Here is a 12,848-nt window from a genome sequence, read left to right on the forward strand (position 1 = left end):
GTGTGGGTGGATGCCCCGCGGCCGGCCGGTCACGCCGGCCGCGGGGCATCCGCTCGCTAGTTGCCGCCCTCTTCGAGGGTGACGTCGATGGGCTCGAAGCCCTCGCCGGTGAGGTCGAGGTCTTCGCCCTCGAGCTCGTCGAGCGCCTGCTGGATCCACTCGTTCGACCACGCCGTGGCGGGCGGCTCTTCAGTGATCAGGTGAGCCCCCGCCTCGTTGACCGCGGCGAGTGCGCCCGCGACCGTCTTGTCCCAGGCGGACTCGTCGACGATGCCGATGCCACCCGCCGACGGCCAGATGAGCTTGTTGGTCTCGTTGACCATCCAGAGCTCGTGGCTCGGACCCCACCCCGAGCCGGCGGCGATCGTGATCTCCGATGCCTCTTCGGGGTTCTCGGCCGCGTAGACCCAGCCCTTGATGACCGCCTTCAGGAACTTGACCGTCGTCTCCTGGTACTCCTCGTCGCTCTCGAGCCGCTCGGTGTCGGCCCAGATCGCGTCTTGGAGCATGGCGCCCTCGGTCTCCTCATAGCTGATGACGTTGAAGTCCTCGGGCGTGTAGAGCTCGCCCGTGTCGGGGTTCGGCGTCTCGAGGAGCTGCGCATACTCGTTGTAGGTCATCGCCTGCGCGGCGTCGATGTCACCCTGCAGGAACGCGTTCATGTTGAAGTCCTGCGTGATGATCTGCACGGTCGTGGCGTCGAGCCCCTCGGCGGCCATGGCCGCGAAGATCTCCCACTCGTTGCCGAAGCCCCACGAGCCGATCTTCTTGCCCTCGAAGTCGGCGACCGAGTCGATGCCCGAATCGGCCCACGACACCTGGAGGGTGCCCGAACGCTGGAAGATCTGCGCGATGTCGGTGAGGTTCGCGCCCTGCTCGATCGAGCCGAGCACCTTCGGCACCCAGGCGATCGCGTAGTCGACATCGCCGTTGGCGAGCGCGTCCTGCGGAACGATGTCGCCACCCGACGGGATGATCTCGACCTCCAAGCCCTCCTCCTCGAAGTAGCCGAGCTCTTGAGCAGCGAAGTAGCCGGCGAACTGGCCCTGCGGGAGCCACTGGAGCTGGAGCTTCACGGGCGTGAGGTCGCCCTCGCCGCCTCCGTCGGTCTCCCCCGTCCCGCCGCCGGATCCAGAACATGCGGTGAGTGCGAGCGCCGTCGCGAGGGCGAGCCCGCCGATCGTCGCGAGGCGACGTCTGCTGTGGTTCATGTCAGTCCTTTCGTGGTTCTCGGTGCGTGCGGTGGTGCGGTGGTGCTGGTTCCGCCGGGCGCGAGGCCGCGGTGGCCGGGGTCAGGGGCGTCTTCGCGCCTGGGGAGTGTGGCGTTGCAGCAGCCGCTCGAGGGCCAAGCAAACGAGGTAGAAGAAGAGGCCGAGGGCGATGGATGCCACGACGTACGCCCAGGCGCGCGCGTAGGCGCTCGAGGCGGCCGAGGTCGAGATGAGGCTGCCGAGGCCGCCGCGCGGGCCGCCGAAGTACTCGGCGACGAGGGCCGAGATCACGGCGAGTGATGAGGCGATGCGGATACCGGTGAGGATGAACGGCCTCGCCGTCGGCAGCGTCAGCGTGCGGAGCACCTGCCCGGGCGAGGCGGCGTACGCCTTCATGAGGTCGCGGTGCACGGGCGTCGTCTGCCGGAATCCGCGCAGGGTGTTGATGAACACCGGCACGAAGGAGGCGAGCGCGGCGATGGCCTGCCGGCCGAACTGGCTGTCGGCGCCGAACATCGAGTTGAGCACGGGCGCGAGCGCGACGATCGGGATCACGGCGAGCGAGGCGACGACGGGAGCGCTCATCTGGTCGATCGCGCGCCAGCGCGACGCCAGTGCGGCGAGCAGGATGCCGAGGATCGAGCCGACGACGAGGCCGATGAGCGCGTTCGTGCCGGTGAGCATGGTGGCCTGCACGATCGACGGCCAGTAGAGGATGAGCTCCTCGATGATCGACGCGGGGCTCGGCAGGAGGTAGTCGGAGACGCCGACGACGCTCACGAGGAACTGCCAGACGCCGAGCACGATGAGGCCCACCGCGACCGGTGCGACGATGCGCAGCGTCGTCTCGGTGCGGGGGCCCATGCCGCGGCCGCGGCCCGGGCGCGGGCGCTTCGCGCTGGTGGCTGCGGTGGCGGCGGTGGCGGACATCAGCGCGTCTCCACTCCGCGCGGGCCGGTGCCGACGGGCGACCCGCTGTGCAGCGCCTCGCGCACCGCGGTGACCATCTCGAAGAACGCGCGCTCCTCGCGGAGCTCTTCGGTGCGGGCGGCGCGTCGAGCGTCGGCGCCGAGCCGCATCGGCACGATCTCGCGGATGCGCCCCGGCCGCGGCGACATGACGACGACCCGGTCGGAGAGGAACACCGCCTCGGGGATGGAGTGCGTCACGAACACGACCGCGGCGCCCGTCTCGGCCGAGATGCGCACGAGGTCGGACTGCATCTTCTCGCGGGTCATCTCGTCGAGCGCGCCGAACGGCTCGTCCATGAGGAGCAGACGCGGCTGCTCGGCGAGCGCACGCGCGATGGCGACGCGCTGCTGCATGCCGCCCGAGAGCTGGTCGGGGTAGCGGTCGGCGAAGTCGGCGAGGCCCACCATCTCGAGCAACTCGGCCACGCGAGTCGAGCGGGTTCCGGATGCCACGCCGTGCAGTTCGAGCGGCAGCGCGACGTTCGCCGCGACAGTGCGCCACGGCAGGAGCCCGGCCGACTGGAACGCGATGCCGTACTCCTGGTCGAGCCTCGCCTGCCGCGCCGTCTTGCCGAACACCGTAACGCTGCCGCCGGTCGGCTCGTCGAGGTCGGCGACCAGGCGCATGAGCGTCGACTTGCCGCATCCGCTCGGCCCGATGAGCGAGACGAACTCGCCCGCGGCGACCGTGAGGTCGATGGTGTCGAGCGCCTGCACCTGCCCCGTGCGGGTCTCGAAGACCTTGTCGACCGCGCTGATCTCGACCGCCGTGGTGGCGGATGGTGCATCCGTCATGCGGCTTCCTCCGTTCGTCGGTAGTTCTTGAGGATCACGCCCAGGAGCGCGACGCTGCCTGCGGCGACGAGTCCGAGCACGATCGCCCCGAAGATTGGACCCCACGCCTTCGCCGGGTCACCCGATGCCTGGCCCGCGAACTGGATCAGGATGCGGCCGATGCCGCCCTGCAGCCCGGTCGAGACCTCGGCGACGACCGCGCCGATGACGGCGTTCGCCGCGCCGAGCCGCAGCGCGGGCAGGAGATAGGGCACGGATGCCGGGAATCGCAGCTTCGTGAGGGTCTGCCAGTAGCCCGCCGCGTAGGTCTGCATCAACTCTTCATGGATGCGGTCGGGCGACTGCAGTCCCTTCAACGCTCCGATCGCGATCGGGAAGAACGCGAGGTAGCTCGCGATGAGGGCGACCGACATCCAGTCCTGCCACTCGAACGCACCGATCTCGACGCGCGAGCCCCAGCTCTTCACGATGGGGGCGAACGCGATGAGCGGCACGGTCTGGCTGAGCACGATCCACGGGAAGAGGCCCCACTCGGCGATGCGCCAGCGTTGCATCACGAGCGCGAGGCCGATGCCCACGATGACGCCCACGAGCCATCCGACCGCTGCGATGCCGAGTGTGGTGAGCGCACCGAGTGCGACGACCGCCCACAGCGGCTGAGCGGATGGCGAGCGGGTCACCGGCTCGGCCAGACGGGTGAGCATGTCCCACACGTGCGGCATCGCGAGGTCGGTCGTGCGCGGGAGCACACGCGCGTCGCCGATCACCACGCCGTCGGCCGGGCCGAGCAGCTTGTAGCCCTCCCAGATGAGCACGATCGCGAGGATGCCGGCGAGGCCCCAGCCCCACCGGGCGAGCTCGCGGCGTCCGCGACCCCGACCGGCTCGGTGGGGCGCGCGGAGGTCGCGGGCAGGTGCCGACGCAGCGGCATCCGCCACCGTGCCGTTCGCCGTGCCCGTCACCACGTCCTCGCGCACGCCCGCCTCCGTCATGCCTTGGCCGTGATGTGCTCGGAGAGGGCCGGGATCACGGTCTCGCCGTAGACCCGCAGCGTCTCCTCCTTGTTATCGTGCTGGAGGTAGCCGGCGAACTGGTCGACGCCGAGCTCGGCGAGCGCCTTCAGCTTCTCGACGTGCTGCTCGGCGGTGCCGAGCACGCAGAAGCGGTCGACGATCTCGTCGGGCACGAAGCTCGTGTGCACGTTGCCCGCGCGCCCGTGCTCGTTGTAGTCGTAGCCCTCGCGGCCCTTGATGTAGTCGGTGAGGGCGTCGGGAACCGTGCCGGCAGAGTTCGATGACCCCGTGCCGTACTTCGCGACGATGTCGGCGACGTGGTTGCCCACCATGCCGCCGAACCAGCGGCACTGGTCGCGCATGTGCTCCCAGTCGTCGCCGATGTACATCGGGGCGGCGACGCAGAACTTCACCGACTTCGGGTCGCGTCCGGCCTTCTCGGCGGCCTCCCGCACGGTCTTGATCATCCAGGCCGCGATGTCGAGGTCGGCGAGCTGCAGGATGAACCCGTCGCCCACCTCCCCGGCGACCCGCAATGCCATCGGGCCGTAGGCGGCCACCCATACCTCGAGCTCCGAGCCGCGGCTCCAGGGGAACTGGATCGTCGAGCCGTGGTACTCCACCGGTCGGGAGTTCGCGAGCTCGCGGATCACGTGGATCGACTCGCGCAGCTCGGTCATCGTGGTGGGCTTGCCGTTCGTGACGCGCACCGCCGAGTCGCCGCGTCCGATGCCGCACACCGTGCGGTTGCCGAACATCTCGTTGAGCGTCGCGAACACCGATGCTGTAACCGTCCAGTCGCGCGTGGCGGGGTTGGTGACGAAGGGACCGACCTTGATGCGCTGCGTCTGCGCGAGGATCTGGCTGTAGATGACGTACGGCTCCTGCCAGAGGATGTGCGAGTCGAACGTCCACACGTGCGTGAACCCGTGCACCTCGGCGAGCTTCGCGAGCTGGACGGTTCGCGACGCGGGCGGGTTGGTCTGGAGTACCGCTCCGAATTCCATGGTGCTCCCTAGGTGAAGGCGGTGCTCAGATGAGATACGTGCTCAGGCCGCGCTTGAGGAAGCGGCCGTCGCCCTTGGTGCCGAGGTAGGCGTTGTCGTCGACCACGACCTTGCCGCGAGAGAGCACGGTGTCGACGTGACCGTCGATCTCGTAGCCCTCCCACGCGGAGTAGTCCATGTTCATGTGGTGGGTCTTGTCGAGCCCGATCGAGGTGTGTCCGTTCGGGTCGTACACGACGATGTCGGCGTCGGCGCCGGGCTGGATGACGCCCTTCTGCCCGTACAGTCCGAACATCCGCGCGGGGGTCGTGCTCGTGAGCTCGACCCAGCGTTCGAGGGTGATCTCGCCGGTGACGACGCCCTGGTACATGAGGTCCATGCGATGCTCGATCGAGCCGATGCCGTTCGGGATCTTGCGGAAGTCGCCCATGCCGAGCTCCTTCTGGTCCTTCATGCAGAACGGGCAGTGGTCGGTCGAGACCATCTGCAGGTCGTTCGTGCGCAGTGCCTGCCACATCGAGTGCTGATGGCCCTCCTCGCGGGAGCGCAGCGGCGTGGAGCAGACCCACTTCGCGCCCTCGAAGTGGCCCCATTTCTCGCTGGAAGCCCCGAGCTGATCTTCGAGTGAGAGGTAGAGGTACTGCGGACAGGTCTCGCCGTAGACGTTCTGGCCCTTGTCGCGCGCCCAGGCCAGCTGCTCGACGGCCTGCTTCGCCGACACGTGCACGACGTAGAGCGGCGCGCCCGTGAGCTTCGCGAGCATGATCGCGCGGTGGGTGGCCTCCTCCTCCATCTCCCAGGCACGGGCGATGCCGTGGTAGTACGGGTCGGTGTTGCCCTGGTCGACGAGCTGCTGCGCGAGCACGTCGATGGCCGGACCGTTCTCGGCGTGCATCATCGTGAGCATGCCGGTGTCGCGCGAGACCTGCATGGCCTTGAGGATCTGCGCGTCATCCGAATAGAAGACACCCGGGTAGGCCATGAAGAGCTTGAAACTCGAGATGCCCTCGTCGGGCAGCTTTCGCATCGCCGCGAGGGACTCGTCGTTGACGTCGCCCACGATCTGGTGGAAGCCGTAGTCGATCGCGCAGTTGCCCGCGGCCTTCTCGTGCCAGGCCGCGAGCCCGTCTTGGATCTTCTGCCCGTAGGTCTGCACGGCGAAGTCGATGATCGAGGTCGTGCCGCCCCATGCGGCCGCCCGCGTGCCGGTCTCGAAGGTGTCGGATGCCTCGGTGCCGCCGAACGGCAGCTGCATGTGCGTGTGCGCGTCGATGCCGCCGGGGATGACGTACTTGCCCGACGCGTCGATGACCCGGTCGACGGATGCCGCGACATCCGTGCCCAGCAGCGGACTGCCCGGCTCCAGCACGGCCCGGATCGTCTCGCCGTCGACGAGCACGTCGGCCGCTGCCCGGCCCGTCGCGCTCACGACGGTGCCGCCGGTGATGAGGGTGGTCGCCATGGTTCGCTCCTTCGCGTCGCTGGCGTTACGGCTTCGGGATGGACGTGTAGGAGTCGGGCCGGCGGTCGCGGTAGAACTGCCACGCGTTGCGCACGTTGCGGATCATGTCGAGGTCGAGGTCGCGCACGACCACCTCTTCATCGGTCTCGGAGCCGTAGCCGCCCACGATGTTGCCCTGCGGGTCGACGAACTGGCTCTTGCCGTAGAAGTTCACCGCGAGCTCGCCGTACTCGTTGTCTTCGAGGCCCACCCGGTTGGCGGCGGCTACGAAGTAGCCGTTCGCGGCCGCGGCAGCGGGCTGCTCGATCTCCCAGAGGCGGTTCGAGAGGCCCGGCTTGGTCGCGTTCGGGTTGAAGACGATCTGCGCGCCGTTCAGGCCGAGCTCGCGCCAGCCCTCGGGGAAGTGCCGGTCGTAGCAGATGTAGACGCCGACCGGGCCGACGGCTGTCTGGAACACGGGATAGCCGAGGTTGCCGGGACGGAAGTAGAACTTCTCCCAGAACTTGTCGAGGTTCGGGATGTGGTGCTTGCGGTACGAGCCGAGGATGGTGCCGTCGGCGTCGACGACGACGGCGGTGTTGTAGTAGACGCCGGGCTGCTCCTCCTCGTAGATCGGGAGGATCATCACCATGCCGAGCTCCTTCGCGAGCGCGGCGAAGCGCTGCACGATGGGGCCATCGGCCGGCTCGGCGTAGTCGTAGTACTTCACGTCTTCGGTGATGCCGAAGTACGGCCCGTAGAAGAGTTCCTGGAAGCAGATGACCTCGGCGCCCTGCTCCTTCGCCTGGCGCGCGAACTGCTCGTGCTTCTGGATCATCGACTCCTTGTCGCCGGTCCAGGTCGTCTGCGTGATGGCCGCTCGGACGATCGTCATGTTGCCTCCTGAGTCGGTGCCGACGGATGCTGCAGAACCGGGACGAGCGTTGCGACCCGTTCTGTTATTGTTCGGCGTGAACATTTCTCTTGTGTTTCACGGTGTGACGCTGTGGTTACATATCTTGTCCCTTGCTTCGTGAGGAGGCAATGGTCGTGTCAGGTTTTGATGTGGCTGGTGCCCGAGTGAACGACGGTCGCGTCGATACCGTTCGTGTCGAGGCGCTTCGTGTCGATGTCTCCGCACTGGCCGCGCTCGCCGAGTTCCCCGACACGACCCCGCGCGGCATCGCCGGGGTCATCGCCCGGCTCGTCAACACGGGCGATCTGCCCGCCGGCAGCCGACTGCCCACGGTGCGTGAGCTCGCCGGGTCGCTCGGCGTCAGCCCCGCCACCATCAGCCAGGCGTGGCAGGCCCTGGCCCGCGCCGGCCTCATCGAGTCGCGCGGTCGCGCGGGGAGCTTCGTGCGCGGCACGCGGCCCGGCCGGCTCGCGCCGCGTATGCGCGGCATGGCCGCGCCGAACGATCCCGTGCGGCTCGACCTCTCGCGCGGCACTCCCGACCCGCTGCTGCTGCCGGCGCTCGGCCCGGCGCTCTCGCGGGTCTCGGCACGCGCCGAGACCGGCAGCTACCAGGCCGAGCCGGTGATCCCGGGCCTCGCCGCGGTGCTGGCCCGCTCGTGGCCGTCGGACGCCGAGACGATCATGGTCGTCGACGGCGCCCTCGACGCGATCTCACGCACCCTCGACCAGGTCGTGCGCTACGGCGATCGGGTCGTCGTCGAGAGTCCCGGCTTCCCGCCGTTCCTCGACCTGCTCGACCTGCTCGGCGCCGAGGCTGTGCCGGTCGCACTCGACGAGCACGGCATGCGCCCCGACGTCCTCGCGCAGGCGCTCCACCGGCGCCCCGTCGCGATCCTGCTGCAGCCGCGTGCGCAGAACCCGACGGGCGCATCGATGACCGCGTCGCGCGCCTCGGAGCTCACGCGCGTCATCCGCTCGGCGTCGCGGGTCGACGACCTCGTCGTCATCGAAGACGACCACTCGGGCCTGATCTCCACCGAGGGCGACGTCACGCTCGGCACCTCGCTCCCCGGCCGGGTCGTGCACGTGCGCAGCTTCTCGAAGTCGCACGGCCCAGACCTGCGCATCGCCGCGATCGGCGGACCCCGCGATCTCATCGATCGCGTGGTCGCCCGGCGCATGCTCGGTCCCGGCTGGACTTCGCGGATGCTGCAGACGATCCTCCTCGACCTGCTCACCGAGGGGACCTCCATCGATGCCGTGGCCGAGGCCCGCCGCCAGTACTACACGCGCCAGCGCGCACTCGGCGACGCCCTCCGGGCACGCGGCGTCCCCGTCGCCCCGGCCGACGGGGTCAACCTCTGGATGCCCGTGCTCAGCGAGCGCTCGGCCCTCGTGCAACTCGCGGCGGCCGGCATCCGGGTCGCTGCCGGCACGCCGTTCCTCGCTGCCTCGAATGGAGCGGATGCCCCGTACGGCTCACGGGCCCACCCGGCGGGCGAGTTCGTGCGCGTCACCGTCGGCATGGTGCGCGAGGGCACCGACGAGGTCGCCGATGCGCTCGCCTCGGCGGCGCATCATCTCGCGGCGGGCGGGTACTGAGGGCGGCTCGTTCGGCCGCTGCTCGCGGCGCGGTCGCGGTTCGGGGCGCGCTCGGCGTTCGTGGCGCGACCTTGCGCTTCGCGGCGCTCAGGCCTTGGCCGCGGTCGGCGCCTTCGCGTACCGGTCGGGCGTGACCGTCAGCTCGGCCTGCCCGCCGGTCATCGACCGAAGGTCGAGCACGTACCGTGCGAGCTCCGCCTCGGGCACGCTCGCCACCACCCGGGCGCGACCGTCGTCCATCGTCTCCGTCGCGGTCACGTGCCCGCGACGGCCCGACAGGTCGGTCAGCACCGTACCCAGCAAGTCGGCCGGCACGGTGACGGTCGCCATCGACACGGGCTCGAGCAGCACGGTGCCGGCCTCGGCGAGCGCCGCCTTGACCCCGATCGACCCGGCCGTGCGGAAGGCCATCTCCGACGAGTCCACCGAGTGCGCCTTGCCGTCGTAGAGCTCGACGCGCACATCGACGACCGGATGCCCCTGCGGCCCCCCGGCGGCGAGCGCGTCGCGTGCCCCCTTCTCGACTGCGGGGATGTACGCCCGCGGTACCGCGCCTCCTGCCACCTTGTCGACGAACTCGAAGCCGCCGCCGAGCGGAAGCGGTGAGACGCGCAGCTGCACGACGGCGAACTGCCCGTGGCCGCCCGACTGCTTCTTGAGCTTGCCCTCCGCCTGCACCGGCCGGGCGATGGTCTCGCGGTACGGCACCGGCGCCGGGCCTGTCGTCACGTGCACGCCGAACACCCGCGCCAGTCGCTCGACCGCGACGGCGACGTGCGTGTCGCCGAGGCCGCGCAGGATCGTGGCGCCGCCGGTGCGGTCGATGACGAGCGTGGGATCCTCGGCGACGAGGCGCGCGAGCGCGACCGACAGCTTCTCATCGTCGGACTGCGTCGCCGGCTCGAGGCTCACCGCGAACACCGCCGCTCGCTTCGGCAGCGGCGCCGGGCGCGCGACGCCGTTGGTTCGCGCCCACAGCAGCGAGCCGGATGGCGATCCCGTCAGCTTGGCGGCAGCGCCCACGTCGCCGGCCGACAGCTCGGCGACCGGCAGGTGCTCGGCTCCGCAGAGCCGGAACAGCCCGTGGATCCGCTCGTCCGCGCCGGTGGTGGCATTGCGCAGCTTGTCACCCGTGCGCACCACGCCCGAGAGGACCTTGAACATCGAGACCTGTCCGACGAACGGGTCCGCCACGGTACGGAAGACGTGCACGAGCGGTTCGCCTCCGGGATTCGTGGCCACGGCCACCTCGGTGCCCGCGTCACCGTCGCCGTTGCCGCCCTTCTGGTGCGTCGAGCCGCCGACCACGATGCGCCCGTCGTGGCCGAGGGCCGACGGCGCCAATGCGCACAGCAGGTCGGCGACGCGATCGACGCCGGTGCCCGTCAGGCCCGAGCAGACGAGCACGGGCACTGCGTGGCCCAAGGCGATCTCCTTGGCGAAGGTCCGCTCGAGTTCGCGGGCCGGCGGCTCCGTGCCTTCGAGGTACGCCTCGAGCTGCCCGTCGTCGTGCGAGACGATCTCCTCGGTCAGGTCGAGGTGCATGCGGTGCTCCTCGGCTTCCGCCTCGGGCGGGAGCGGCTCGTCGTGATGGCCGCCCGCCTCGTCGTAGACGAGTGCCAGCTCGCTGAACACGTCGGCGATCGAGCGGAACGCCTGCTCCTCGCCGAGCGGGAGCTCGACCGCCCACAGGTGGCTGCCGAATACCTCGCGAAGCTCGTCCATCACCCGGCGGAAGTCGGCGCGGGCCTTGTCCTCCTGCGTCACCACGACGATGCGCGGAACCCCTGCCGCCTCTGCGGCCGCCCAGGCGAACCGCGTGCCCGGGGTGACGCCGTCGACTGCGCTCACGACCATGACCGCGACATCCGCCATCGACAGCGCCGTGTCGACGCCGCCCACGAAGTCCGGATGCCCAGGCGTGTCGACGAGGGTCACGGCATGCTTCTCGCCGTCGGGCCCGGTCCAGTCGAGATGCGCAGGCGAGAGCCAGAGCGTCGTGCCCCGCGCGATCTCCTCGGGCTCGTGGTCGCACACCGTGGTGCCGTGCCCGACGTCGCCGGCTCTCGGGATGGCGCCCGCGCGATGCAGCAGCGCCTCGGCCAGCGTCGTCTTGCCCGAACCGGTGCCGCCCACGAGCGCGATGGTTCGCGGAGTCGGTGTCGGTTTCGAGTGCGGCGTCGAATTCGAGGTCGAGTTCGGAGTCGAGTTCGAGTTCGAGGTCATGGAGCCTCCCGCGCCGGTGCCCATCCGTTCGTCCATCGTGGACCCGACGGGCCGCGAACGCCAGAGGATGCTGGTCGGATGCCGCGGCGATCTCGCTCGACCTTCGTTCGACTCGTCCTCCACAGGCGCATTCCTGCTCGAGTTGTCCACAGGAAAAGGGCAGATCAGGGGCCGATTCGCTGCGATCGAATGTCGGTGGATGGGTGCAGGATCGAAACATGGAACATCCCCTGCAGCCGCTCGAGCGAGATCTCGAGGCGTTGCGGGGTGCGTGGATCAGCTCGATGCCCGCCATCGGCGCGATCGAGGGTGAGGCGCAACTCGAGGTCGAGCAGATGCCCGACGGCGGTCTCGTTCGAGTCACCGACCTGCTCGCCCAGGTGCGACGCGACGCCGACGCGCTGCTCGCTCGCGTCTCCGCCGAGGTGGCGAAGCGTTCGGGGAGCGAGTTCGGCGATCAGGGTCTCGCGAAGACGCACGGATTCCACAATCCAGTGCGACTCATCGCAGCGTCGACCGGCGCATCCCGCCACGAGGCGGCGCGGCTGATCGCCGTCGGCACCGCCACCGCCGAACGGCAGTCATTCGGCGGCGAGCGACTCCCCTCGCGGCGTCCGCATGTCGCCGCCGCACTGCGCGCGGCCGAGATCAGCGTCGACGCGGCATCCGCGATCACCTCGATGCTCGACCGCGTGGCGGTCCGCACCGATCCACGGCAGGCGGATGTCGCCGAGTCCGTGCTCGTCGGCCTGGCCAACCGAGTACCGCTCGAGACCCTCATGCGCGGCGTGCGCGAAGCCGAGGCCCGACTCGATCACGACGGTGTCGAGCCCCGCGAAGAAGAACTCCGTCACGGGCGTTCACTCACGATGCGCGAAGACGGCAACGGCATGGTGCATCTCTCCGCCCACCTCGACCCCGAGACCGCAGCGCCCGTGAAGGCCGCCATCGAGGCGCTCGTCAGCGATGTGCTGCGGCGTCGGCGCAATGCTCCCGGCGAGGGGGCGCCGGTCATCGACGACCCACGATCGATTCCGCAGCTGCAGGCCGATGCGCTCGCGGCGCTCGCTCGCCACACGCTCGGGTGCACGCAGACGCTCACCCCGCTCGCGAAGACGACCGTCGTGGTTCGCATGCACCTCGAGACGCTCGTCGATGGCGTCGGTCATGCGCGCATCGACGGCATCGACCAGCCGATCTCGGCCGCTACGGCCCGGCGCATGGCCGCCGATGCCGACGTCATCCCGGCGGTCTTCGGCGGCGACAGCCTGCCGCTCGATCTCGGGCGAGCAGCCAGACTCTTCTCACGCGCGCAGCGCCTCGCGCTCGCCGAACGCGATGGCGGCTGCTCGTCGTGCGGTCAGAACATCGGCTACGTCGAGGCACACCACATCGACTGGTGGGAGCGAGACGCCGGGCCGACGGACCTGGCCAACGGCGTGATGCTGTGCAGCTTCTGCCACCATTCCGTGCATCGCGAGGCGTGGAGCATCCGGGTCGAGCGCGGCGAGGTGTGGTTCATCCCACCGCCGCACATCGACCCGCAGCAGGTGCCGCGACTCGGCGGGCGGGCGCGATTCGCCCTGCCCGCACCCCAGGTGGGCGCCGCCTGATGCTCGTGATGGTGCGGGATGGGTCGGGCGTCGTCGTGCACGACGAGGCCG

General features: G+C 69.8%; 10 protein-coding genes. 2 read left to right on the forward strand and 8 right to left on the reverse strand.

The window, feature by feature from the left end; all coding sequences use genetic code 11:
* Positions 1-56: 56 nt before the first annotated feature.
* The 7 genes from QFZ26_RS06935 to QFZ26_RS06965 all read right to left on the reverse strand — a co-directional run bounded on the left by QFZ26_RS06935 (position 57) and on the right by QFZ26_RS06965 (position 7,333).
* A complete protein-coding gene (locus QFZ26_RS06935) occupies positions 57-1,211 on the reverse strand; it encodes an ABC transporter substrate-binding protein (RefSeq protein ID WP_307040545.1) in 1,155 nt (384 codons plus the stop codon).
* 81 nt (positions 1,212-1,292) lie between these two features.
* Positions 1,293-2,141, reverse strand: a complete 849-nt coding sequence (locus QFZ26_RS06940; RefSeq protein WP_307040547.1) for an ABC transporter permease — start codon at positions 2,139-2,141, stop codon at positions 1,293-1,295.
* Complete coding sequence (locus QFZ26_RS06945) at positions 2,141-2,977, reverse strand: ABC transporter ATP-binding protein (RefSeq protein WP_307040548.1); 837 nt, start codon at positions 2,975-2,977, stop codon at positions 2,141-2,143. The genes QFZ26_RS06940 and QFZ26_RS06945 overlap by 1 nt, the downstream gene beginning before the upstream one ends.
* On the reverse strand, positions 2,974-3,954 hold the full coding sequence (locus tag QFZ26_RS06950) for an ABC transporter permease (RefSeq protein WP_373460691.1): 981 nt from the start codon (positions 3,952-3,954) through the stop codon (positions 2,974-2,976). The genes QFZ26_RS06945 and QFZ26_RS06950 overlap by 4 nt, the downstream gene beginning before the upstream one ends.
* Before the next feature lie 11 nt (positions 3,955-3,965).
* Positions 3,966-4,997, reverse strand: a complete 1,032-nt coding sequence (locus tag QFZ26_RS06955) for a TIGR03842 family LLM class F420-dependent oxidoreductase (protein ID WP_307040550.1) — start codon at positions 4,995-4,997, stop codon at positions 3,966-3,968.
* Positions 4,998-5,022: 25 nt separating this feature from the next.
* On the reverse strand, positions 5,023-6,459 hold the full coding sequence (hydA, locus tag QFZ26_RS06960) for a dihydropyrimidinase (protein WP_307040552.1): 1,437 nt from the start codon (positions 6,457-6,459) through the stop codon (positions 5,023-5,025).
* Between the two features lie 25 nt (positions 6,460-6,484).
* Complete coding sequence (locus QFZ26_RS06965; protein WP_307040554.1) at positions 6,485-7,333, reverse strand: nitrilase-related carbon-nitrogen hydrolase; 849 nt, start codon at positions 7,331-7,333, stop codon at positions 6,485-6,487.
* Positions 7,334-7,503: 170 nt separating this feature from the next.
* Between QFZ26_RS06965 and QFZ26_RS06970 the strand changes: the two genes are divergently transcribed.
* Positions 7,504-8,958 (forward strand): aminotransferase class I/II-fold pyridoxal phosphate-dependent enzyme, encoded by a 1,455-nt coding sequence (locus tag QFZ26_RS06970; protein ID WP_307040555.1) that lies wholly within the window; start codon positions 7,504-7,506, stop codon positions 8,956-8,958.
* 87 nt (positions 8,959-9,045) lie between these two features.
* On the opposite strand, the gene QFZ26_RS06975 is transcribed toward QFZ26_RS06970, so the two are convergent.
* On the reverse strand, positions 9,046-11,184 hold the full coding sequence (locus QFZ26_RS06975; RefSeq protein WP_307040558.1) for an elongation factor G: 2,139 nt from the start codon (positions 11,182-11,184) through the stop codon (positions 9,046-9,048).
* Positions 11,185-11,402: 218 nt separating this feature from the next.
* Between QFZ26_RS06975 and QFZ26_RS06980 the strand changes: the two genes are divergently transcribed.
* Positions 11,403-12,797, forward strand: a complete 1,395-nt coding sequence (locus QFZ26_RS06980) for an HNH endonuclease signature motif containing protein (RefSeq protein ID WP_307040560.1) — start codon at positions 11,403-11,405, stop codon at positions 12,795-12,797.
* Positions 12,798-12,848: the final 51 nt, after the last annotated feature.

The organism is Agromyces ramosus (genome assembly GCF_030817175.1).
In the GTDB taxonomy this organism is placed as follows: domain Bacteria; phylum Actinomycetota; class Actinomycetes; order Actinomycetales; family Microbacteriaceae; genus Agromyces; species Agromyces ramosus_A.

What these genes read in the sequence shown, in the direction of transcription:
- QFZ26_RS06935 (WP_307040545.1), bottom strand. Translation starts at nt 1,211, where the DNA reads ATGAACCACAGCAGACGTCGCCTCGCGACGATCGGCGGGCTCGCCCTC.
- QFZ26_RS06940 (WP_307040547.1), bottom strand. Translation starts at nt 2,141, where the DNA reads ATGTCCGCCACCGCCGCCACCGCAGCCACCAGCGCGAAGCGCCCGCGC.
- QFZ26_RS06945 (WP_307040548.1), bottom strand. Translation starts at nt 2,977, where the DNA reads ATGACGGATGCACCATCCGCCACCACGGCGGTCGAGATCAGCGCGGTC.
- QFZ26_RS06955 (WP_307040550.1), bottom strand. Translation starts at nt 4,997, where the DNA reads ATGGAATTCGGAGCGGTACTCCAGACCAACCCGCCCGCGTCGCGAACC.
- hydA (WP_307040552.1), bottom strand. Translation starts at nt 6,459, where the DNA reads ATGGCGACCACCCTCATCACCGGCGGCACCGTCGTGAGCGCGACGGGC.
- QFZ26_RS06965 (WP_307040554.1), bottom strand. Translation starts at nt 7,333, where the DNA reads ATGACGATCGTCCGAGCGGCCATCACGCAGACGACCTGGACCGGCGAC.
- QFZ26_RS06975 (WP_307040558.1), bottom strand. Translation starts at nt 11,184, where the DNA reads ATGACCTCGAACTCGAACTCGACTCCGAACTCGACCTCGAATTCGACG.
- QFZ26_RS06980 (WP_307040560.1), top strand. Translation starts at nt 11,403, where the DNA reads ATGGAACATCCCCTGCAGCCGCTCGAGCGAGATCTCGAGGCGTTGCGG.